We start from the raw sequence: 22,551 nt of genomic DNA, 5'->3' as shown, positions 1-22,551 counted from the left end.
ATTACGTATAGATCATGTAAGGCATGAATGGAGGTGGTCAAATGTCAGTAAGAATTAACCAGTCTCATCGATCATCCGCCAAGAGTCATAAGGAATTAAGTGATATTGGGGTCCGTACGCATGATGAGATTGATTCCTATCTTGCAGAGTTGGATGAAGCCAGAGGGAATGCGCTTAGTCTAGGTGATCGAATCACACTCGTAGAAGAATCTGCACACGATAGCCGAGACGCAGTAAAAGATCATGAGCAGAGATTAGGCGATGTCGAGACTAAGGTTATTTCAAACAGCTCACGATTGGATGATGTTCAGCAGGATATTGTGACGGCAAGAGCAGATGTCAATACTATTTCCAAGAGTCAGGATGACCATGAAAAGAGATTGAGTCTTGCGGAGACGGAGATAAAAGAAGCACGTGGAGCAGAGGCATCCATAGATCATCGATTTGACACGTTGGAGAAAGCGATTGAAGTTGTAGTGAAGCAACCCATTCAGGATCTCAGTGTTACCAACCCCACGTACCTAGATGCAAATAACAGTGTCCAAGTTACGATTAATGCAGGACGAGCCAGTATCAACAAGGTTATTGTAGATCAATTTACCCAGACATTCAGCATTCCAGACATTGTGGCAAATACGACATATTATATTTTTCTTCATGAAAATGGGCAGTACTCTTACAGTTCAGATCAAGAAGAGCCCAAGGATGCCATGATCATTGGTGGACTCGATGTTGGAGTTTCTCCAACAACTTCACTCACGGCTTTGGATTTCAGGTATTTCTTAACAAAGGGATCTGTTGAAAATGACATGTCAGCATTGGGAATTCGTGTAGATGATCTGGAAAAAACCGTTGGTGAGCAAACCACAACAATTGTTACACATCATACGGCGATCAAAGCGATGGAAGCCCAATTAGAAGCAACTGCTAAAGAAGTTGTGGTTTCAAGAGAAGACAAAAATGGAGTCGTCTATGATGCTCTCAAGGACAGACTCGACAACATGCAGAGTCGTCTTGAACTCGCTGAGAGTCGAGGCACTATGGAGCATCAATCCGTATTCCATTTCACTTCTGCTCCTAACAGCAGGTTGTCGACGACTAGAGATTTTCAAGTGCCCAGATATGTGATTGGTTCAGATTCTGCAGAGGTATTTCTGGATGGAATACGCATGGATGCAGGAGACGATTACATTGAATATAATGATACGCTTATACGGTTTACTTTTGATGTGCCCAAAGAAGCCCGAGTAACTGTCATTGGTCGTGGGTCAATTATTAACACCACTTCGGTAACCGAATATACCTATTATCCAGATGGAAAAGTGCATACGGAGAAGATTGATGGAGGGATCAACCGCACCATTGAGCACTTCTATAGCCCGGATGGAAATCTGGAACGACAGGAGGTTACTGAGAGTAACGGACAGATCAAGTCCATTGAGTATCAGCGTGACATTACGGGTAGAGTACTGCGCGAAATCAACAATGGTGCAGAGTATTATGTGCTTCAAGGAGGTGCTACCTTCGATGACACGGACATCCGGAGGAGACTTGTCTTTCTTGAAGGAAGTACACTTGAGCTGGATGTCATATATAACTACTTCTCTAATGGTGACATTGAGTCAGAAGAAGTGTTCTCATTAGAATTGACTCCACAGCTATTGAAGAAAACATCGTTTACTTACAATGCAGACGGTACCGTTAAGACTGAGACCTTGATCTATGATGGCCAAGGAGTTCAGAAGGGATTTGAATATGATGCTAGCGGTAACATCAAACAAGTAAAAATTAGAAAGGTTGTGATTTGACGTGACGAGGACCGTGCAGGATGTGAAGTTTGCACTACATACCATCATGGATAAATTAGTGGGCAATCACTTAGAGCCATTCAGTACAGAGGAAATTGAAATTCTAATCTTTGCTTTTGAAAGCAATATTCTGTTTGATAATGTGGCTCATAAGTTTCTACCTTCACTTAAAGGGCTACCTGAAATTCATGAGGCCGCTAGTGGTGTGGAGACAGAGGATGGAGCTGGGGACAAAGAGCAGTCTTATCAAGAGAATCTCATAACAGAGAGAAGTGACATGGTGAAATCAATTCTGTTAATCGTACTTAAAGAGAACATCTTTCACGAAATGAAAATCCGATTTGGTGCTTAAGGAGGTGGGATAGTTGGCTGAAAATATTTTGTTAGGTGCACTGCGTCGTTATGAGTTTTACTCGTATTGTTCAACGTTTATTAAGACCCTTTACGATACAGTAACACAGGATTTGTATGGCGATGTCCACTGGGAGTGGTCTTATAGCAACACTAATAGCTACGCACAGCCCAAATCGTGGAATACAAATCTAAATAGTATCGCTAATCAAGGGACGATAACGGCAAAAAATAATAATGATCCCAGTCTCTTTTTCACAATTTCAATGAATTCTTCTAGTTATACATACGGTAGTGATAATAGTCGTGGATCGTACTCAAAGAATTATGTTCTAAGAACAGGCTTAAGAAATAATGCATCTACAATATTACCCGATTTATATACTAATCTTGGAGCAGTCACCGAAATCCCTTTTCATACAATGGACTATAACTCTGTCTATAGTAGTGAATACAGGAGTATTAATACAGCTGTTAATGTCTATTGGAAGTGGAGTTTATTTATCAGTGAGAACTATATATTTCTCTTTGGTGAACCTCAGACAAACTTAAATCTAGCATATCCTTTCCGTATGTATCTTGGAAGAGTAAAACCATTCGAAGAAGAAGATCCTTTGATTGCTAACGATAACGTCGGTATTTTCTCTCACTTCCCCCACGGTTTAATTGACAACGACGATGAACTTAAATATCGGGCAGGACGCGGGTACATGCGTTCTTCACGTAATGGAACACCAAATGCGTTATATCACTTTGCGACGAGTTCACAAGTACCTTCACCGGGTGTAGGTGGGAGATTTTTTATTTCACCATTTTACGTTTGGCATGAAACAGAAGGTGCCAGAGGTGAGTTCCAAGGTATCAGAACTGCAGTACTTAAGGATGCCAGTAAGTATCCAGATGGATCAATCTTGGACTTGGAGGATGAAAGGTACTATGTCTTCCATGCATTTAACCAAGCCCATCCTGCTACCAATCAACAGTTTTATGCAACAAACGGTACCGCATATGCAGGTCAACCCTACTTCTTCGATTCAGCGTTACTTCTCGGTGGCGGACAACGGGTGCTGCTATTCGAGATCGAGAAGGAGGTGTAGTGCATGACCATGATTCGCAGACACGAGTTTACCAGTACGCTAAGCTTATTTACTTCAACGCTTGTTAACACATTGAAAGATGCACTCGATCCTTACTGGGATACCATACATACGGCCGAAACGACTTATGCCAACTGGGGCAATGCGCTGCTTACCAATAAAAAAAATACATCCATGCGTTTTACCATGTGTGTATGGGCGCACGCCAGAGGAGTCAACATTCGCTGGGGACTGAAGAACCTGGGAAGCAATGTGGCATCACCAGATCTATTCGTAAATTCGCCAGTGGACACAGATAAATTCATGACGGAAACGCCATTTTTGTGTCATAACGTACAGTATAATGTGAACTATAAGTGGTCTGTAATTACGAATGAGGATATCCTGTTTATCCATGGAGAGAGTCTGAACTATCCGGAAAGAGCTTACCCGGTACGAATATTCCTAGGTAAATGCCAGCCATTAGAGCAAGAGGACCCGGCGATTGCCAATAAATTTTATGGCGTTTTTCCACATATGCCTTTATCCGCTTCGGATAACAACATATCAGATCAATATGATACACCGAGAGGTGTCGTTATGACTTCACGGAATGGAACGGAGTACGCACTGTACAATTTTGGGACAGAGTCCATCCCTTCTCCAGGTGTAGGTTCAAGATACTATGTTACACCTTTTATGGTCTATCATCCATCTGAAGGAGCTAGGGGGGAATTCAAGGGTATTCGTTCTATTGTATTTAAAAACAGTGCGCAGCACCCGGACGGATCGATCCTGGATCTTGGCAATGATGGCAAGTATTACGTGTTTCATGTCGTAGATCAGGATTATCCGAATACAGACTATGGACGTTATTACCACAATTCGAACCTGGCTCCTGTGTATTCAAGACCGAAGTTCTTCCATGGTGCCAGACTGCTTGGTGGTGGACAAAGAGCGTTACTTTTCCAAATATAGGAGGTGTTTATGAGGAATGGCTAATTTCACAGGCAAAGTTAAGATGAATGAATTATTCGCGAATATTGTTCAAGGCTTTAAAATGATTGCGGGATCTCCCTGGTCCATTTTTTACGAGACAGCGAGTGTAATCGTGCTGAAATCGGTGGGCACAACGGGTTCAGATAAACTGTTTTTCAGACTTGAGGTTGGAAACACGAAGGGAACTACGGGAAATAAATTGACCGTGAGTGTGGCTGAAGATGTGATGGCAACAGATGGTAGTATTCCTTTGGGCAGAGCCGAAGTGAAAAAGGACTTCCTATGTCATACAAGTGCCGTTGATACGAATCTATTAATCGATTACCAAGTTTCAGTTCAACCAAACCGTATTATTATTTATTTGCAGGGGGATGTGAACTCGGTTACCGGTATATCCAATCTGGGTTACTTCGGAATTCTGAACAGGTATGCCACAGAGACAGATTCCTCGAGTTTGAGTGTTGGCCTCAGCTACAACGGGGATAATGGTATTCGGACGTTGCGTGATAAAGATAAACAGATGGTGAATAACATTTATGATGCTTACTCTGCCATGCTTCCTGTTAATCCAGGGTGGGGGTCTCTTTATCATCTTGGTCCGGTTATTATGTGTAATGGTGTGGAAGGTCCTAGGGGAGAGCTTATTGATATCTATGCGGTACCTTCTGCTGGGGTTTCCCATGGAGATGAGATCAAAGTGGGCACTAAAACATATAAGGTATACTCGCTGTCGATTGGTGGACAGAGCTTTTTATCAGGCGCTACGGTTGCTGTCCTGATGAATTAAGGTGGTGATGGACATGGCTATACATCAAGGGAAAGTTGTAGGGACCGCCGAGAGCGGTTCTCTCTATACCCAGAGTAAGGCGGCAGTTCTCCATGGCATTGGATACGATCTTGATGCTGTTCCGGTCACCATTGAAGGTAAGGAAATAGTCTATTCATTAGGAACGTTATCCACTACGGCTGAATTAATTGACATCTACCGTTGGGGTACATGGAGGATGCTGGACAACCATAATGATCAATTGATTGGATACGTTACGGATAAGTATATTTATGGGCCACGAACCAGAGTGGGAGTTCCTAATGAAAAAAATATGATACTCAAGCATAAATTTTTGACCCAGTCCAGTGGAGTAGGTTTAATTCGTGATACCATAAGAGGCCTCAAAGTGAAACAAAATTATGCGGGGCTCGATTGGTGCATTAAGGTCAAAATTCCTGTCCAGCAAGCGGGGTTAATGGGGAAAACGTGGGGGGATTGGTCTTACAGCGGAAGTGGTAACACATCTGGCAATCATCTTCGTCCACGACGGTATCCGGATACGCATATTCCTAGAAGGAGGGAAGACTCTTGAACAGGACATGGAAACTGATGGAGGAGATGAGAAAAGTGCTATTGCCGGTATCGTTTGCCCAAAGAGTAGAGTATGTTGGCGGTGGGGCGAAGGCAATGATTGATATTCCCATGGAACATCCTCGATTCATGATCAAAACGATTAGGGTCATTCCGTCTAGAGAGACAAATGTGGAACTTCATGTATTGAACAGTGCGGGTCCGCATCCAGAGGTTCTCTATTTCAACAATTCCCAATACTCGACGGGGAATTTTATGGAAGGGATTTACGATATGATCGATTTGCCATATGAGGACGTAGATGGGACTTCAACACTTCACTTGTCGTTAAAAAATCTGGGTACAGATGTGGCCAACTTCGATATTGAGGTCGTTGGTTTGACTACAAGGTGAGAGGAGGACCACCACATGGATATTGTTTCATACAGCAAAGCTGCCAAAGTAGAACGTGAAGTTAAACAAGCCAGGGATTCTTATGCCTCACTTGATGGCAGACTGGACGCAGTGTCAGTAGGGAACGTGGTCTCGGTCAGACTCAAAACAGAACTTCCAACCGTAGGTGAAGCAGGAAGATTGTATTTGGTCCGCCAAGACTCAAGCAATCAAAATGAATCAACGACCTATACATACAGCGGTGGGAAATATGTAAAGGTGGGTGGTGATCGAGTTTCGAACCATCCTGAGAATGGAGTGATTAATCTTAATGGTACCAAAACGGTGATCTATAGCCATCCTGATACACACAGTGCTGATATGTTAACAGATGGAATTCATAACGTTATCATGACTCTGGACGAACGCGAAAAATTGTCCAACATCGAGCGTGAGGCCAATCATTACACACATCCTGACACACACAGTGCCGATATGATCAGCGATGGAGAAACCCATGTGAGCATGACTTGGGGTGAACGAAAACGCCTGAATGTCATTGATCCGTGGGAATCGATCAGCGATTTGGTAGATTATACGGATGTGGTTACATATTTTGCTTTTGACAATCAGGGAAGAGTTATTCGACAAGTCGTTACAGACAACTACACCGAGCAGCTTGTTAGAGAACCTGTACTTACCATGCCGGCTTCTCCAGAAGGTTATGCACAGGATGATTCCTTCTTAGTCATTTCGATTGGTGAGATATATCGATATGACGGTCTGGACTTCGTGCAACTTCCTACTTTGGTTGATGTCATCTATCAGTATGATGATGAGGGAAGATTGGTGGCCAAGTCCATCACCAGGTTGGGAACAACACCTGTTCAAACTAACTTCCAATATATATATGACTCATACGGCAATCGTATAGCGGTTAAGAAATACTAATACGGAAGGATAGCATATGCTGTCCTTTTTTTTCTTTTAACAACGAAATAGTTTGTGTATCCCGCATCTGCATGAAGATTAGCATTAACGATTAACTGATCAAGGCGTATAGAGAAAGTAGTATGAAAACGTAATTATTCCGGGAGGTAGTGTACGATGAATATTGAACTTACTGCTCATTTCTATTTCAAGGGAAGTGGGAAGAAAAAAACAGTGAACTGGATGGAAGATAATCCAAGGTTACAACAGAAAGAGAAAGATTCGGATAAGGTCGTACGCGAAATCCCGTTAACTGGGAATGAGGTTAAGCAAGAATATCGCCGACTTTTCACCAAACACAAGAACGAGGGGAAATCGATTACGTTGGAAGATACAGACGATGTGGTTCATATCATTGATCTTACCGATGTGCGAAATATTGAATTGACCTCTAAGGAGGGGAATACAGATGCTGTACAGGCTGACCTTTGCACTGAATGATGAGGAAATTGTCACTACCGAGATGACCTCGGATAAGGAGGATCTGGTTGGAGCAACGGAAGAAGCGTTCGATTTGATCGAAAAAGACTACGGTGCCAATGTCGTTTTGAACCTGGTTGCGTTTAGCCTACTCAAAATAGAGCTCACCAATGAAATGATAAATTAAGCGTATGAGCTAACTAATGTTAGCTTTTCAGCACCAAGTGTTGATTTATTTGAATAATTATAAAATATAGTTAATAAAGTGATATACCCCAAGCCTAGTTCTGGGGTCTATTCCTTTTTCATGAAAAGTTGATAGTGACTTGATTTAATGCATCCATTGAAACTTGTCTTGTACAAGCAGTTTTGATTAAACTAGGTTGAATTCATATGTTCAGGGGCAGTAGAAGGGGTCAGGATGATTGGCAAGGAGGGATGGGACATTGAGATAAAAGACTTGGAAAGAGAGCTCGCAAAGTTGGCATCCAGAATAAGAAAAGATTTTACTGAGCGCGGGCCGGTAGATACCAGAGTCTCTATCATGAATCATTTTATCATCTTAAAGTTTACAGCAAAATTCACCAAGCCTGAAGCATTCATGCTGGAACATATGCAATCACACTCAAGTCAAATTTTCGCCGAATACAAGATGAAGCTAGCACATATGATGAGAGAAGATTTCAACCCCGTTTTCTCCTATATCAACATGGGTCTGAAGATCGAAGACATCGAAACAACATTTTTTGGTCATGATTTTGCAGAGCAGATTACAGTCTTCAAGATGAACAAGGATGTTGAAGTGCTGCTGAAAAATGATGAGATTAACATGCCTTAAGACCTATTAACTAACGTTTGAATACTGGACAGGTTCTTAGGAACTAATTTTGTTGTTGACAATATCCTACATATTTCCTTATACTACCCTTATGGCGATCGAATAGATTAATAATCTTGACGAAGCCTATAACCTTGTTAAAGAACTTGAAGGCCATATCTTCGGTAATTGGGACGAAATAGATGTCAGACCAAGACCGACACATTCCACCATTTTGGTATTTTCCAGTGGTGCGCTCTGTGTTGGTCTTTTTGTTTGTAAAAAATGCTACTTTACCTTTCACTGTATACTTCGTATATAGTCAGTAAAAGGCATATAAGCGAACGAAATAAATAAATGTTGCGAACATTAGTTCGTATTTGTTATTCTGAATGTAATAGGATGGGAATGGGGAGGCGGATCAAAGGGAGATTTCTTGATTGTTTGTGTGTAATTAGGCTTATTAGCTTCAATTGTGTGTAACAAGACTACATATGGTATATGAGATTTCGGGAGCAATAGCGGGAATATAGAGTAAGATCATGCTGGATAGCGACTAGATTGTGAAGAAAGAATACGATTACTGATAATTAAATAGTTAATGGGGGAAATGTATAATGTCTGCTACAACTGCTATGGGTTTTGATGATTTATTTGAGATTGGGGATATAGACATGTTCCTGAATAAAGCTCAGGAGAAGTGTCGTCACAAACTTAGAGGTAAAACGTTTGCCGGGATGGAGAAAGAAGATGTGACCCAGGAGATTATGATCAAATTAGTTAACTCCCTGGACAAGTATGATGCAGAAAAGGCCAAAATGTCGACGTTTGTTGATCATCTTATCGAAAATAAAATTAAGGACATGTACCGCAAGTGCATGTCTGAGAAAAATCTCAGTGTGGTTAACGCTGTACAGATCATGTGCACGGATCAGGGGGGTGGCGATGAATCGGAAAGCTCAGACATCGCATTAGCGCTTGGTCATGCTGGGTTTGCTTATGAGAATTTTGAGTTTGTAACAGATATTATGGAAAATATGAGGCTGAACGAACGAGAGAAACAAATCTTTAAGCTTCGGACTTCGGGGTATGAATTTGTAGAGATTGCAGGAATGCTAGGTGTATCCAAGGCACGTATATCCCAGTTATGGAAAGCGATTCGTGAGAAATACGAAGCATTGTAGTCATAAGTGGCAATTAATAGCCTAAGTTTGATGAAGATAGATTCAGTAACCTACATAGAACAGAGAGAGCACCCTTAACTGGGTGCTTTTTTATGTCGTATAGAGAGATTAGTACAGAAAGAAAGGCGGAACAAGGATGCTTAGTGTGGTGGTTTTAGGATTTTCTGTGGAACGTCTAGAGGGGTATTCGGATATCGCTTGGGCAAGTCATGATTCTTCGACAGCTTCTGATTTAAGCAACAGGGAGTATGCCTTGATCATTGAGAAAGTAGTGTTACAGGCTGATGCTGTCTTGGTTAATCTGGAAATGGATCATTTGACCTCTACTGATATTGTGATCATGCATCATGCTTATATACATAAAAAACCGATCTTGAGTGTAGGTTTCAGGCCATTGGAGCCTGTCATCGAAGATTTTGTCTCCAAACGAGTGGCTGATCTGGACGTGGCTGTACACCATATGCGGACGAACTATATGGTCCTAAGCAGCGGAACCAATCCTTCATCTGCGGCTCCAATTTAACTGCCGCTCCGATAACACGTATAGAGAATGTAAGGGCAAGCATATTCGCGAGACTTTAACTAATGGAGGAATAATTCAATGACACATATGATCAAAGCAAAAGATGATAAATTAACGGAAGAAATCGTATCCAGTATGATTGGAAAGTATATCCACGCGCCGACCAATATGCATGAAATCCAGACGCCAACTGGCGCAACAACAAAAGCGAACGTATGGTTTGCTGGTCGTGTAGCTGGTTACGAAAAAGCCATTATTGGATTCAACTACGAAGAGGGTACCTTCCATGAAGAACTACAAACATTTTATAACGTTCATTTAACGGATGGTATGGGGTACATTCTGACAAGTGCTTACGAATTGGAGATTCATGAACTGACCGAAGAGGAGTTTAATCAACTCATTGAAGAGAAAAAGGAAGAGGAACAAGACTCATCTGGTGAAGAGCAATGAAGGTGTTAAACTACGCCTCGGATTTAGCTGTAAAAACGTTTGTGTCCGCTAGCGATACAGGTGTGGAAGAATTAATCAACGCATGGATGTTATCCAAACCACACACGTTCGTTACCGGACTGGAGTTTACCTCCACCGTTGATCCATCCAGTAACACGTTGGAATTTGCAGCAATCATTGTATATCAGCCAAGTGAACAAGACCAATCCTAACGTATGTATGAGATTATTCCTTCTATAATATAGAGCTTTCAGTAAGGAGGTGGGCGAATCTGTTGCTTACTTTAGAAAGAGTAATAGGTATTGTTGTTGCGGTGGTGGTATTAGCTTCACAATACCAAGCAACGGAAGCAGAGCAGGTAAAGCCAATAAAACTAATGAAGCAAGAAAAACAACAAAAACAACAAAAACAACAAAAACAACAAAAACAACAAAAACAAGTTAAATCGGTTGCTCCTGCGCACATACAAATGACGGATATGCTTGAACAGTATATAGAACTCCACCATGAGAAAACAGTGAGCCAGGCAAAGCTGCTGAAGTATGTGAGGTGGGTAGTTCAATATTCGAAGGATACGGATATCGATTCCGTCTGGATTCTGGCTATGATGTGGCAAGAGAGCAGGATGTTAGAGGAAAGTGTATCATCCCATGGAGCGGTTGGTTTACTTCAGATTCTTCCTAGCACAGCGAAATCGTATGGAGTGAGTAAACAGGAGCTACATCAGCCTGAAACGAATATCAGGACAAGCATTATATACTTGGAATATCTTATGGATAAGTACGACGGAAATCTTCGTACGGCAACCATTGCGTACAATCAGGGGGAGGGCAATGTAGATAAGGGAAAGGCTCGCCCCTGGTACTACAATCAAGTGAAGGAACATCATAACAAGATGCTTGGAATAATCAAAAAAGGTCAATAAACATCATTTAACAATAGAATTTGAATACTATAAGATCGTTTATCAATTTTACATAGGGAGATCCAAATGGGAAAATTTCCAGAACATATTAGCACGAATTTGCAGGCAGACAAGAAGTATTACACAATGGATGACGTAGAGAATATTGAACGTTGTAAGCTCGATGAGCATTTCCTCGGGGATTGTATTCTGGTCAATGAGAACCTGATATGGCATTCCGTTCATAAGTATATTGGAAAACCTGAAATGATTACTAAGAATCATTGTGTGGAGAAGGATGATATTCTTCAACTGGGCCGTCTGGGATTCATCAAAGCGGTTAAAGCATTTGATACGGGGCGTGGCGTAAAATTCAGTTCGTTCAGTGTTACTGCCATTGTCAGAGAAATCAGATGTTTTCTGAGAGATAGCGCAAGCATTATTCGTCCAACTCGCACAGCTACGGAATTAATTAACCGAATCAATCGACTTGAGCACGATATGGGCTACCTCCCACCAGCACATGAAATCGCATTGTTGCTTGATGAGGAAGAAGAGAAGATCAATAAAGCACTTCAAGTGGGTAAAGGTGTGAAATACCTGGATGAGCCTGTAGGTGCTGATGATCAACAAACTCAATCCGTGACGTTGATGGATACCATCTATAGCGGGGAGAATATTGAAGAAGATATTTTGGACAAGTTATACGTTGATGCGGTTATTGATTCGGTCAAGCGCAAGCTTAGTGAGAAAGAAGTGACTGTACTGAAGCATCGTGTTGAAGGATTTAATCAAACTCAGACCGCAGATATGGAAGACATTAGCCAGATGAGAGTCTCTAGAATTATGCGAAAAGTAGCTAAAATGCTGGATAAAAAGGATCAGGCTTGATTGTCGTCTAAGCCCTTGATATCTTATATAACGCCTCATACATAACGTCCCTCCCGCATCCAAGCGTGAGGGATTTTTGCTGTTTTTGCCCGATGGGACATACTCCAAGTTGTCTGGACATAAGATAGTACAAGATTCCAAGTGACCCGGAGGAATGAATTGATGCGAAAAATAACGAAAGTCATTGCATGCATGCTTATCCCTGTCTTCTTGCTGTCTTCATTTGGGGCTACTCAAGCCCAGGCAACGATTCAAGGTCCGTCTACTCATGCGCAAAGCGCTGCTCTCATTGATGTCACATCAGGCCGGATCTTATACAGCAAGGATGGGGATAAAGAACTGCGAATTGCCAGCTTGACCAAAATCATGACAGCGATCGTAGCGATCGAACACAGCAAGCTGGATGATAAAGTGAAAGTGTCTCCCTCGGCTTTTGCCAAAGAAGGATCTTCTCTCTATCTCAAGTTAGGTGAAGAGATGACGCTTGAAAACATGTTGTACGGGCTCATGCTCCGTTCAGGCAATGACGCGGCCTCTGCGATCGCAGAACATGTCGGTGGATCGGAAGAAGGCTTTGTCCTGTTAATGAACAAAAAGGCGGAGCAAATCGGTCTGACGCATTCTCATTTTATGAACCCTCATGGACTGGATGCAGAAGGTCACTATTCAACAGCTAACGACTTGGCACGATTAACGGCATATGCATTGCACAATCCGGTGTTCAAACGCATCGTAGCCACGGAGGACAAATCCGCACCGAACCCCAATGAAAGCTGGGAATACTCTTGGCACAATAAAAATAAAATGTTGCGGATGTATGAAGGTGCGGATGGAGTGAAAACCGGCTACACAAAAAAAGCTTTCAGATGTTTGGTCAGTTCCGCTACACGTAACGGACAGCAGCTCGCCGCAGTAACGCTGAACGACGGAAACGATTGGAACGATCATGCTCGGATGTTAGATTTCGGTTTTGAGTACTTCCCGTTAGTAGAGGTCGCCAAGCAAGAACAGCCTGTGCAAAATACAGATGTCGTTACGGGCCGGGGATTTTGGTACCCACTGGCTGAGAGTGAGAAAAGTTCATTGACCAAGAAATTGATACTACACGAAAATAGAGGACAGTCAGAAAAGGAAGACAAGAAAAAAGCGACAGATCTTTCGTTTGGATTGGCAGGTCGCATTGATATGCAGCTTGACGGCAAACTTGTTGGCTCAATTCCCGTGTATCGCAAAGGCAGTTATATTCCTCCTGAACCGAAGACAGAAGATGAAACGCTGGGTGGAATCGGTGATGTCTCTTCCTGGGCATCTACATGGCGCGCCGTGTTAAGCCATCTGTTGTCTCCTTAGCTAAATCGCCATTGAAGGGAGGATATAATCCATGATTAATCTAATTTGGCTGCTCATGATTTTAATCGGATTTGTTTTTGCAGCCGTCAACGGCAATATCGAAGTGGTCACGCAAGCCGCTTTTGATGGGGCGGCAACGGGAGTCACGGTCTGTTTTGGACTGATTAGTGTGCTTGTGTTCTGGATGGGCATGATGAAAATGGCTGAAGATGCGGGTCTCCTGGCTCGGATTGCCAAGCTGCTCGGTCCGGTTGTGGGCTTCCTGTTCCCCGATGTGCCCAAAAATCATCCGGCAATGGGTTATATTCTCTCCAATATGAGTGCCAATTTGCTGGGACTAGGAAATGCGGCTACACCGATGGGAATCAAAGCCATGCAACAGCTGCAGGAGCTTAATCCGGACAAACAAACCGCTTCTCCTGCGATGTGCACCTTACTGGCTCTGAATACGGCTAGCATTACCATTATTCCGACAACGCTGATCGCCATCCGCTTAAACTATCATTCCGCCAATGCAACAGAGATTGTGGGAACAACATTGATGGCTACCATTATCGCTACACTTGCTGCTATAATCGCCGATCGCTGGTATCGAAACAGGGCTTTACACAAACCGCCGCGCATACAGAAAAGTGGCAATCCCGGCATGAAAGGATGAGCACCTTTGTTAACCTTCATCAACTGGATTTCCGTCTGGGCCATCCCGGTTATTATCGCGTTTGTTCCATTATATGCGTTTACCAAAAAGGTCCCGGTTTACGAATCCTTTGTTGATGGGGCCAAGGATGGTTTCTCCACTGCAATCAGTATTATTCCACATCTCGTGGGCATGATGGTCGCAATCAGCGTATTTCGTGCCTCGGGTGCACTGGATTTTGTGATTAGTCTGTTTGCTCCGCTGGTGTCCTGGATGGGTGTTCCGGGCGAAGTGTTACCACTCGGAATACTGCGTCCTTTAACGGGGACAGGCTCTCTGGCGTTTACAACCGATCTGATCAAAACCCATGGCCCTGACTCCATGATTGGACGTATGGCATCTACGATTCAGGGGAGTACAGACACCACGTTATATGTGCTGACTGTTTATTTTGGGGCTGTAGGCATACGTAACGGTCGATATGCACTCAAAGTAGGGTTGTTTTCCGATGTCGTTGGTTTTATTGCTGCGCTCGCCATTTGTTTGCTGGTTTTTGGTTAAAAGATATCTCCTTTCCTTCCGATATATTAGATATGCTAGAATAATAGCGGAGGAGAGTGAGACATGCAGAAGAGTTGGAAACGAATGCTCCGTGTCGGAATGTCAGGCGTGCTTGCTATTGCAATGCTCGCAGGGTCAACGGGGCTGGCGGCAGCTCAAGCCGTTCAGACGATACATTTTACAGGTTACTTCGATAAACAGCTGCGTGCACAAATGGCAGTCACAGCGGATTCTTTTCCAGTCGTGAATGTACGTTTGGTCAAGCAGGATGAACCCGATATGGTATATTATGATGTTGGTACCTCAATATTGATCTCAAAGGATGAAGTGCTCACGAATTATCATGTCGTTCAGAGTTTTGCTGAACTGTCTGATGGTGATGAAGGTACACTGACTGTTGCGAGTCCGGGTTCCTTGGGTAAGCCTGTAAAGGCAAAGATTATTAAGACAGATCCGGTGACAGACATGGCACTACTGAAGCTGGACAAGGAGATAGACGCCCAACCGGTCACATTTACAAACGCAAGGGATAACCAGGTCGTCTATACCATTGGATTCCCCAAAAATCCTGCTGGTGATCTTGTCATCCTGGATGAAGATTTTCCTTCAACCTTCAATACGATAGCCAAAAGCAGAGTGTTTAGTTCCCAAGCTTCGGACGTTCCAGGTAAAAAGGGAATCGGCAGTATTGTGAAATCCATGGCCCAAGGTAATTCAGGTGGCCCTGTTCTGGATCAGAACAACCGGGTCATTGGTATGATGACATTTGTGTACGGTGGACGTACCTATTATATTACTTCCAAGACATTGCAGACTTTCATTAAAGAGAGTACCACACCTGCCAAAAAACAGGTTGCAGTTGCCGGCAAAGTTTCCAATTAAATGATTTGAGGAAAAGGCTTATCTTTACTCCATCTGTGTTTAACAGGTCGTGTAAAGGTAGGCTTTTTTTTGCGGAAATCTCCAAGGGGAAGGTAGTCTAAAATGCATATTCGTGTCGCCAGTTTACAAAATCCTTGGATTATCCTTGTGATTTCCTTGCGTGATGGGTATCATTAGTGTGAGGTGACATGACAAACATGGAAAGATTACAAAAAATTATCGCACAGGCAGGCATTGCATCCCGCCGCAAGAGCGAGGAACTAATCCTGTCCGGCAAAGTAGAAGTTAACGGGGAGGTCGTAACCGAACTGGGTACAAAAGCGAACCCCGAAGAGGATATGATTACGGTTAATGGAAAACCGATCCGCAGTGAGAAAAAAGTGTACTTGATGTTGAACAAGCCAAAAGGCGTAATCACAAGTGCATCTGACCCGGAAGGTCGGAAAATTGTATCCGACTACCTGAAAGGTGTCAAGGAACGCGTATATCCTGTAGGTCGTCTGGATTATGACACAGAGGGCTTATTGATCCTTACCAATGATGGTGAGTTTGCACATTTGCTGACGCATCCTAAGCATCACGTACCCAAAACGTATCATGCAACGGTTAAAGGTGTGCCACATGGTACAGCTTTGGAGAAATTAAAGACAGGCATTATGCTGGATGACGGCATGACTGCTCCTGCAGAGGTAGAGTACAAAGATGTGGATACAGCGGCTAATGAGTCGGTCATTTCCATTACGATCTATGAAGGACGTAACCGTCAGGTTAGACGTATGTTCGAGGCAATCAACCATCCAGTAACCCGCCTGAAACGGATTTCGTTTGGTGGTATTTTGCTACAAAACCTGAAACGTGGTCTGACACGTCATCTGACCAAAGAGGAAGTCAACAACCTGATTACCCTCGCACAATCAGAGCCAGCCAAAAAAATGAAAAAAAGGTAATGTGAGGACACATAATTTTCATAAAACCGCCGCAGTTTTGTGACGAAATTCGCTATAATTGTTCATAGGATGTTCACAGTTGTCTTATACCAATAAGATGCGAATGCTACAGTCACTTAAAAGGGGAGCAGCACATGGGGAAATCAAGAAGAACGGTGCAAATCGTCATTTTGTTATTGATCCTGGTGTTGGGCGGATATGCGATTACCACATCGGTATCCGGCTCGAATGGCAAGCCAAAGGAAGGGGACAAATCTCCTTCTTTTGAACTGCTGGGCCTGGATGGTCAAGTTCATACGTCTGATGAGTACAAAGGAAAAGCGATGGTGATCAATTTCTGGGGCACATGGTGTGAACCTTGTGTTAAAGAAATGCCTGCACTTCAGGCGCAAGCTGACAAATGGAAGGACCAGGGAGTACAATTTGTCGGGATTAATGTTGGAGAAGACCAGATGACCGTGGATAATTTTGTACGGCAGGTTGGCGTTACGTTTCCAATCATGCTTGACCGGGACAAAAACTCGGTTCGTGATTTTGGGATCTCTCCCATGCCAACGACATTTTTTGTATCCGACACGGGCAAAATCTCTACCATTCATATCGGGCAACTTGATTTGGACACACTTGACGCTCAAATTTCGCAACTGGCGAAGCAGCCCTGACAGGAGGTCTATTCGTGTTCCAAAATACCAAATGTGAGTGCGGACACCAGAATCCGGTAGGCACTGTACTATGTGAAGCATGTGGGAAACCGCTGCTGGAGTCTGAAGCTAAATCGGATGAAGTGCTGGAAATGCGTTATGATGGCATGGCGCGCCGTTCACAGCGTAGTAATCCTAATATCATTGACCGCATATGGAACTTTTTTTCTTCCGTTAAAATTGCCGTCTATATGATTGTTTTTACGCTTGTAGGTTCTATGCTTGGCACGATCTATCCGCAAGAAAGTACATTTCTGAATATCGATCCCTCCGTGTACTACAAAGAAACATACGGTCAGTTGGGTCATATCTATTATCTGTTGGGTTTATCCCATACATATGAATCCTGGTGGTTTATTCTACTGCTGGTGCTGATTGGGGCATCATTGGTGATATGCAGTCTGGATCGCGTCCTACCGCTCTACAAAGCACTGAATAAACAGAGAATACGTAAGCATACGCAATTTTTGACAAGACAGCGTCTCGTGTACCAAGGTACCATCGAAGAGGCACCAGAAGACTGGATTAAGAAAGCGGTTACGCCGTTGAAAAAGAAAGGATACCGTGTGCACACCCAGGGGGATGCATTACTCGCCGAGAAACAACGATTCAGTCGATGGGGCCCATATGTCATCCATATTGGACTCATTATATTTTTGCTGGCGGTACTCGCACGAGGACTTCCTGGTCTGAATCTGGACGAGCACGTTGCTTTTCCTGAAGGGGAGATCAAAAAGATCCCGAATACATCGATGTATCTGCAAAATGAACAGTTTAATGTTGAATTCTACAGTGAGGAAGAAGTACCCGAGCAATTCCGTAACCTGAACAAGACCGTTCCAAAACTGTTCGAAACAAAAGTTGTTTTGTATGAATGTACAGCAGATTGTTCGGATCTCTCGAAGAAACCTCAGTTAGCTGAGGTAGCCAGACATGATGTACGCGTGAATCATCCATTGAATTATAACGGTCTGAAAGCATATCAGTTTGATTATGATCTAACACCCACCATTCGTTCCGTAACGCCTGATCTGGTCAATACAGAGACGGGTGAAGTATATGGGCCAATTAAGATCGATATGGTAGATACCCAAAGAACATTTGAAGCTGGTCCTTATAAGCTTACCGTAAAAGAAAAGTTTATGGACTTTGGATTAGATGAGAATGGTCAGCCCAAATCAAAATCGCCTTCACCTAATGCACCTGCTTTTCTCTTTCTCATCAAGGGACCGGATCTGCCCGAAGAGGGGATACAATATCTGTACTTTGCGAAGCAGATTGATAAACAACGGTTTCAACAGGATGCAATTAACCAACAGCTGATTGGAGCTGAGATTCCTTTACAGCTGGAAGTAGACAGCATGGACAAGGTCGATATTATTCAGTCCGTAAGTTATCTCAATATAAGAGTGGATAAGGCAATGCCTTTTGTCTGGGTAGGAGCCGGTATTGTTATGTTGGGTTTGGTCATGGGTTTTTATTGGCATCATCGCCGCATCTGGATTCGTTTTGATGATAAACAGCTCACCTTGGGTGGACATACCAACAAAAACTGGTTTGGCTTCAGGCGTGAAGTTGCGGCCGTCTTGAAACAGATGAATCTGGAAGTGGAAGAGAAGTCGTTGGATAACGGGGGGAACCAGGCATGAATTTATTGGATTTCAGCAGCGACGCATTTATCGTATCTTTCTTTCTCTATTGTGCTGCATTCTTGTTATATGCTGTCGCGGTCATGGGCAAAAAATGGAGTAATCGTGATCCTCTGGACCATATGAATCGCTGGGGTAAAAGAGCTTTCATCGCTTCGACTGTCGCCTTGGCGGCGCATTTCGTATTTTTTGTAACCCGATGGGCTGGGGCAGGACATATCCCGGTTAGTAACATGTATGAGTTCATGTCTTTTCTGTCCATGATGATTATGGTTGCATTTATTGTTGTATATGCCATATACCGCAAGTCATTACTGGGTTTGTTTGCGTTACCACTTACCATTATTATTATGGCGTATGCCGCTGTATTTCCTCAGGAGGTACAGCCATTAATCCCGGCGCTTCAGTCCATCTGGCTGAAAATTCACGTGACGTTGGCCGCGCTTGGTGAAGCATTCTTCGCCGTGGGTTTTGCCGCAGGGTTCATGTATTTGCTCCGTACTGTTGATTTCAGTGGTAAAGACAAGTCTTCAAGACGTCAACGAGGATGGGTTGAATTCACCCTAGTTACGATCGTTGTAGTCATCGGATTCATAGGAACGGTATTTGCCTTTCGTACAGCTGGTTACGAGGCGGTTTTTGTACAGAAAACGGTCAGCATTGACACAGAGGTACAGGAAAATAGTACAATAGAGAAAGTGATTTATCGCATGCCTCCGATTTTTGCACCATATAATAGCGAAGTGGAGAGCATGACACCGTTTCTTGGCATGAAAAAACCTTTACTTGAGACGCCTTCCTGGATGAACGGGGTAAATGCCGGGCGCAAGCTGAATACGGTGGTTTGGTCACTTATTGTAGGTCTGATCCTGTATGGAATTGTACGACTTCTTGTGCGCAGACCACTTGGACAAGCGTTACAGCCAATGATGGATGGAATCGATGCTGATGATCTGGATGAGATAAGTTATCGCGCGATTGCCATTGGTTTTCCGATATTTACGCTGGGAGCATTAATTTTTGCCATGATCTGGGCTCAGATTGCCTGGAGTCGCTTTTGGGGTTGGGACCCCAAAGAGGTGTGGGCATTGATTACATGGCTATATTATAGTGTGTATCTGCATTTGCGTTTATCCAGAGGTTGGCAAGGTCAGAAGTCTGCATGGCTTGCAGTTCTTGGCTTCCTGGTGGTTATGTTTACGCTGGTTGGAGTGAATCTGATCATTGCCGGATTACATTCTTATGCTGGAGCTGACTAGGACAGACTCGTATTGCAAAGGTTGAGTTTAGAAGCGGGAAACACAAATGTACCTTTTTATTGAAGGGTATTCAAATATTGTTCGCCAGATCGAACATAATAGAAGTGATGAGGAGTTATTGCAAAGGGGCTGGAGAGGCATGGCTGAACATGAGAATCGAATACTGGTCGTGGATGACGAAGAGAGAATCCGCAGGCTTTTGAAAATGTATCTTGAAAAAGAAGGTTATGAAATCGATGAAGCTGAGGATGGGGAAACTGCGCTGCGTAAAGCAACAGCAGGGGACTACGGTCTGATTTTGCTTGATGTGATGTTGCCGGGTATGGATGGAGTTGAAGTGTGTACCCGTCTTCGTCAGGTGAAATCAACGCCGGTTTTGATGCTCACTGCAAAAGGTGAAGAGATTAACCGGGTTCAAGGCTTCGAAGTTGGCGCTGATGATTATGTTGTAAAACCATTCAGCCCGCGTGAAGTGATTTATCGTGTCAAAGCGATTTTGCGTCGAGCTTCCGCGACAGCTTATCTCTCCAAGGAGAGCAATTCGAGTAACAACATCGTGTTCCCGCATCTGGTTATTGAGCATGATGCCCACCGGGTAACCGCGGGTGGCGAAGAGATTAGTCTTACACCAAAAGAATATGAATTGCTGCACTACCTGGCAACATCTCCCGACAAAGTTTTCTCCAGAGAAGAATTGCTCAAAGATGTATGGAATTACGAATTCTTTGGCGATCTTCGTACCGTGGATACGCACGTGAAGCGTCTTCGCGAGAAACTTAACAAGGTATCGCCTGAATCGGCGGCCATGATTACGACGGTGTGGGGTGTGGGTTATAAACTGGAAGTACCGAAGTAGTTTTAGTTTCTGGAGATCACTGGTCGGGAAGTTATGGATCACTATTATCTGCCTTGTGGGTTGTGTACTTATAGCGCTGGGTCTCTTTTTGCTGCCCTACATTGATACGAACTTTGCAGAATCCGAATCCAGAGATATTAAGCGGTTGTTCACCTATATCTGTATTATCGGATTCAGTTTAACCACGTTTTTTGCATTGTTTCTATTCACCAAAATAACGCAGCCTATGCAGCAATTGATTCAGGCAGCCAATGCGATTCGCAAAGGGAACTACGGAACACGTCTCTCCCTGGTAACGAGTGATGAGATTGGTGAACTTGCCAACACATTTAATCATATGGCTGCCCAACTGGAAGATAATATTCGAAACCTTAACCATGAGAAGGAACATTTGGCGAGTGTGCTTCGCAGCATGACTGATGCTGTTGTTACATTTGATGGTGAAGGCAAAGTTATTCTGACGAATCCGCCTGGAGAGAAGATCATGCAGACATGGTATGATCTCGATTGGGCGAAAATGGACGAAGGACAAGAATCCGAGCAGTCTGACAAGACTTCGCGGGATGTACCTGAGCCCCTTCTTCCTTTGTTCAGAATGGTGATGGAGCAAGGCGGGGACCAGAACTCCAATGTTCACGTACAGCAAGGTGTCTGGTCTGTTCAGATGGCACCGTTGTACGCTGACAGTGTTGTCAGAGGGGCTGTGGCTGTTTTAAGAGATGTAACAGAAGAAGTGCGTCTGGAGAAAATGCGGCGTGATTTCGTGGCTAACGTATCTCATGAGATACGAACTCCGCTATCCATGATGCAAGGCTACAGTGAAGCCCTTTTGGACGGTATGGCAACCTCACCGGAAGAGAGCGAAGAACTGATCCAAGTCATTCATGATGAGTCTCTACGGATGGGCAGATTGGTTAAAGACTTGCTTGATCTTGCGCGGATGGAAGCTGGACACACGGACATGGTGATGAAGGAAGTTGACCTCGGAGAACTACTTGAACGTGTATATCGGAAGTTCTCTGTGCGTTCAAAAGAACAGGGAATTCAACTGCAATTTAAGTTCGAACAACCAACCATTGAACTTCAACAGGCAGATGAGGATCGACTTGAGCAAGTATTTACGAATCTGCTGGATAATGCGTTCAGACATACACCTACTGGCAAAAATGTTATGATCTCAGCCGAGCGCGTCACTTATCTTCGTGCTCCATTTGTTAGAGTTTCTGTGAAGGATCAGGGAGTAGGTATCCCTTCATCCGACTTGCCATTTATTTTCGAACGATTCTACAAAGCTGACAAGGCTCGTGTTCGGGGAGAAAGTGCAGGTACGGGGCTTGGTTTAGCGATTGTGAAAAATATTGTTGATGCGCATCAAGGCATGATTACCGTCAATAGTGTGCTTGGCGAAGGAACAGAGTTTATTTTGCAATTTCCTTTGGATTCATCGAAATAGCCTGAATTTCATACAAAAAGTGCGGAAACACCCTCTTATGGAGGGTGTTTTTTTGTTGAAGACTACCGTTTAATCTTGTTCAACGTGGAACAAGAATGGTCTTTTTTT

At 43.5% G+C, this 22,551-nt stretch carries 27 protein-coding genes; all 27 read left to right on the top strand.

Annotated elements, in window-relative coordinates:
- The first annotated feature begins 41 nt into the window (after positions 1-41).
- The 27 genes from NSQ20_RS20545 (at position 42) to NSQ20_RS20415 (ending at position 22,443) form a co-directional block, all read left to right on the top strand.
- Entirely contained in the window at positions 42-1,808 is a 1,767-nt protein-coding gene (locus NSQ20_RS20545) for a hypothetical protein (protein WP_076318997.1), read from the top strand.
- Position 1,809: 1 nt separating this feature from the next.
- Positions 1,810-2,160 carry a hypothetical protein gene (locus tag NSQ20_RS20540; RefSeq protein WP_036607780.1) on the top strand — a complete coding sequence of 117 codons (351 nt, stop codon included), beginning with the start codon at positions 1,810-1,812 and terminating at the stop codon, positions 2,158-2,160.
- Positions 2,161-2,173: 13 nt separating this feature from the next.
- On the top strand, positions 2,174-3,256 hold the full coding sequence (locus NSQ20_RS20535) for a hypothetical protein (protein WP_036607777.1): 1,083 nt from the start codon (positions 2,174-2,176) through the stop codon (positions 3,254-3,256).
- 3 nt (positions 3,257-3,259) lie between these two features.
- Positions 3,260-4,213, top strand: a complete 954-nt coding sequence (locus NSQ20_RS20530) for a hypothetical protein (RefSeq protein ID WP_036607775.1) — start codon at positions 3,260-3,262, stop codon at positions 4,211-4,213.
- A gap of 16 nt (positions 4,214-4,229) precedes the next feature.
- A complete protein-coding gene (locus tag NSQ20_RS20525; RefSeq protein WP_036607773.1) occupies positions 4,230-5,021 on the top strand; it encodes a hypothetical protein in 792 nt (263 codons plus the stop codon).
- A gap of 13 nt (positions 5,022-5,034) precedes the next feature.
- Positions 5,035-5,595 (top strand): hypothetical protein, encoded by a 561-nt coding sequence (locus NSQ20_RS20520; protein WP_036607771.1) that lies wholly within the window; start codon positions 5,035-5,037, stop codon positions 5,593-5,595.
- Positions 5,592-5,987, top strand: coding sequence for a hypothetical protein (locus tag NSQ20_RS20515; RefSeq protein ID WP_036607769.1), 396 nt, complete (start codon positions 5,592-5,594; stop codon positions 5,985-5,987). Before NSQ20_RS20520 ends, NSQ20_RS20515 begins: the two co-directional genes overlap by 4 nt.
- A 15-nt stretch (positions 5,988-6,002) precedes the next feature.
- On the top strand, positions 6,003-6,917 hold the full coding sequence (locus tag NSQ20_RS20510) for a hypothetical protein (RefSeq protein ID WP_036607767.1): 915 nt from the start codon (positions 6,003-6,005) through the stop codon (positions 6,915-6,917).
- Positions 6,918-7,073: 156 nt separating this feature from the next.
- Positions 7,074-7,397, top strand: coding sequence for a hypothetical protein (locus NSQ20_RS20505; RefSeq protein ID WP_036607763.1), 324 nt, complete (start codon positions 7,074-7,076; stop codon positions 7,395-7,397).
- On the top strand, positions 7,366-7,563 hold the full coding sequence (locus tag NSQ20_RS20500) for a hypothetical protein (protein WP_036607761.1): 198 nt from the start codon (positions 7,366-7,368) through the stop codon (positions 7,561-7,563). Before NSQ20_RS20505 ends, NSQ20_RS20500 begins: the two co-directional genes overlap by 32 nt.
- 234 nt (positions 7,564-7,797) lie before the next feature.
- A complete protein-coding gene (locus NSQ20_RS20495) occupies positions 7,798-8,214 on the top strand; it encodes a Na-translocating system protein MpsC family protein (RefSeq protein ID WP_036607758.1) in 417 nt (138 codons plus the stop codon).
- A gap of 596 nt (positions 8,215-8,810) precedes the next feature.
- Positions 8,811-9,377, top strand: coding sequence for a sigma-70 family RNA polymerase sigma factor (locus NSQ20_RS20490; protein WP_051447053.1), 567 nt, complete (start codon positions 8,811-8,813; stop codon positions 9,375-9,377).
- Between the two features lie 136 nt (positions 9,378-9,513).
- Positions 9,514-9,900, top strand: a complete 387-nt coding sequence (locus NSQ20_RS20485) for a hypothetical protein (RefSeq protein ID WP_036607754.1) — start codon at positions 9,514-9,516, stop codon at positions 9,898-9,900.
- Between the two features lie 78 nt (positions 9,901-9,978).
- Positions 9,979-10,353 carry a hypothetical protein gene (locus tag NSQ20_RS20480; protein WP_051447052.1) on the top strand — a complete coding sequence of 125 codons (375 nt, stop codon included), beginning with the start codon at positions 9,979-9,981 and terminating at the stop codon, positions 10,351-10,353.
- Complete coding sequence (locus tag NSQ20_RS20475; protein WP_036607752.1) at positions 10,350-10,565, top strand: hypothetical protein; 216 nt, start codon at positions 10,350-10,352, stop codon at positions 10,563-10,565. The genes NSQ20_RS20480 and NSQ20_RS20475 overlap by 4 nt, the downstream gene beginning before the upstream one ends.
- 62 nt (positions 10,566-10,627) lie before the next feature.
- Positions 10,628-11,278, top strand: coding sequence for a lytic transglycosylase domain-containing protein (locus NSQ20_RS20470; protein WP_076318998.1), 651 nt, complete (start codon positions 10,628-10,630; stop codon positions 11,276-11,278).
- Between the two features lie 66 nt (positions 11,279-11,344).
- On the top strand, positions 11,345-12,148 hold the full coding sequence (locus NSQ20_RS20465) for a sigma-70 family RNA polymerase sigma factor (RefSeq protein WP_036607750.1): 804 nt from the start codon (positions 11,345-11,347) through the stop codon (positions 12,146-12,148).
- A 162-nt stretch (positions 12,149-12,310) separates the two neighbouring features.
- Positions 12,311-13,498: a D-alanyl-D-alanine carboxypeptidase family protein gene (locus NSQ20_RS20460; RefSeq protein ID WP_340030771.1), complete on the top strand. Its 1,188-nt coding sequence runs from the start codon at positions 12,311-12,313 to the stop codon at positions 13,496-13,498.
- A gap of 31 nt (positions 13,499-13,529) precedes the next feature.
- Positions 13,530-14,156, top strand: coding sequence for a nucleoside recognition domain-containing protein (locus NSQ20_RS20455; protein ID WP_036607746.1), 627 nt, complete (start codon positions 13,530-13,532; stop codon positions 14,154-14,156).
- 6 nt (positions 14,157-14,162) lie between these two features.
- A complete protein-coding gene (locus NSQ20_RS20450; RefSeq protein ID WP_017687658.1) occupies positions 14,163-14,696 on the top strand; it encodes a spore maturation protein in 534 nt (177 codons plus the stop codon).
- Between the two features lie 63 nt (positions 14,697-14,759).
- Entirely contained in the window at positions 14,760-15,578 is an 819-nt protein-coding gene (locus tag NSQ20_RS20445) for a serine protease (protein ID WP_036672254.1), read from the top strand.
- Between the two features lie 197 nt (positions 15,579-15,775).
- On the top strand, positions 15,776-16,525 hold the full coding sequence (locus NSQ20_RS20440; RefSeq protein ID WP_036607741.1) for a pseudouridine synthase: 750 nt from the start codon (positions 15,776-15,778) through the stop codon (positions 16,523-16,525).
- A gap of 134 nt (positions 16,526-16,659) precedes the next feature.
- A complete protein-coding gene (locus NSQ20_RS20435; RefSeq protein ID WP_036607739.1) occupies positions 16,660-17,187 on the top strand; it encodes a redoxin family protein in 528 nt (175 codons plus the stop codon).
- Positions 17,188-17,201: 14 nt separating this feature from the next.
- The gene (locus NSQ20_RS20430; protein ID WP_100527213.1) at positions 17,202-18,875 is read left to right on the top strand and encodes a cytochrome c biogenesis protein ResB; all 1,674 of its coding nucleotides are present in this window, start codon (positions 17,202-17,204) and stop codon (positions 18,873-18,875) included.
- Positions 18,872-20,134: a cytochrome c biogenesis protein CcsA gene (gene ccsA, locus NSQ20_RS20425; protein WP_100527214.1), complete on the top strand. Its 1,263-nt coding sequence runs from the start codon at positions 18,872-18,874 to the stop codon at positions 20,132-20,134. Before NSQ20_RS20430 ends, ccsA begins: the two co-directional genes overlap by 4 nt.
- 139 nt (positions 20,135-20,273) lie before the next feature.
- On the top strand, positions 20,274-20,990 hold the full coding sequence (locus NSQ20_RS20420; RefSeq protein WP_036607918.1) for a response regulator transcription factor: 717 nt from the start codon (positions 20,274-20,276) through the stop codon (positions 20,988-20,990).
- A gap of 55 nt (positions 20,991-21,045) precedes the next feature.
- Positions 21,046-22,443, top strand: a complete 1,398-nt coding sequence (locus tag NSQ20_RS20415; RefSeq protein ID WP_340033046.1) for an ATP-binding protein — start codon at positions 21,046-21,048, stop codon at positions 22,441-22,443.
- Positions 22,444-22,551: the final 108 nt, after the last annotated feature.

The sequence above is a fragment of the Paenibacillus sp. FSL K6-1122 genome (assembly GCF_037977015.1).
Lineage (GTDB): Bacteria > Bacillota > Bacilli > Paenibacillales > Paenibacillaceae > Paenibacillus > Paenibacillus amylolyticus.
The sequence above is the reverse complement of the archived record's forward strand: the minus strand, read 5'-3'. Positions and strand labels throughout refer to the sequence as shown.